1 pseudogene is annotated in these 674 nt (G+C 36.4%); it reads right to left on the bottom strand.

Features of this window, described 5'->3' with window-relative positions:
* Positions 1-667: pseudogene (locus tag ACFO3L_RS11500) on the bottom strand (transposase); the annotation flags it as partial.
* Positions 668-674 lie beyond the last annotated feature (7 nt).

The following is a 674-nucleotide window of genomic DNA, read 5'->3' as shown; positions in this document are numbered from 1 at the left end:
GTGACAACCGCTGACAATGCTTTTGTTTGAGTAAACTTTCGATCTAAGTGATTCGCAATTTTCTTTTGATTGCTTTGGCACGAATGTACGCGATATTTGGGCTTCGTGTAACTAGATTTCAATCCTCGTCTTTTCATGATGCGACGAATTTTTCGACGACTCAAAATGAGATTTTTCTTATCAAGGCGTTCCTTGATTCTGCGTGAACCATATGCTCGTCTATTTTGTTGAAAAACTTCTTCCACCGCTTCTTCTAATTTTGCTTCTACTGCGCCTTGAGTCGTTTCTTTTTCTCGATAATAATAGGTAGCTCTTGCAATACCCAGTACTTTACACATGGCTGATATCGAGTATTTGTGCTTATTTGCATCAATTACTTGTCTTTTCGTCCGAATATCAGCGCCGCTTGCTTTAAAATATCATTTTCCATCAAGAGCTGTTTATTTTGCTTTCGCAATTGAATTAACTCTTTTTGTTCAGGTGTTAAGTTATCTTTTTCTTTAAATGAGCCAGAGGTATTTGCTTGTTTCACCCATTTATCAAAAGTAGACGGGGTTAAATCATACTCTCTAATAATATCGGTTCTCTTTTTCCCTGACGCATATAACTGAACCATTTGATTTTTAAACTCTTTAGTAAACGTTCGACGTGGTTTTCTTTCTGACATTAACAAT

The organism is Enterococcus eurekensis (assembly GCF_042654605.1).
GTDB classification, from domain to species: Bacteria; Bacillota; Bacilli; order Lactobacillales; family Enterococcaceae; genus Enterococcus_I; species Enterococcus_I eurekensis.
The sequence above is the reverse complement of the archived record's forward strand: the minus strand, read 5'-3'. Positions and strand labels throughout refer to the sequence as shown.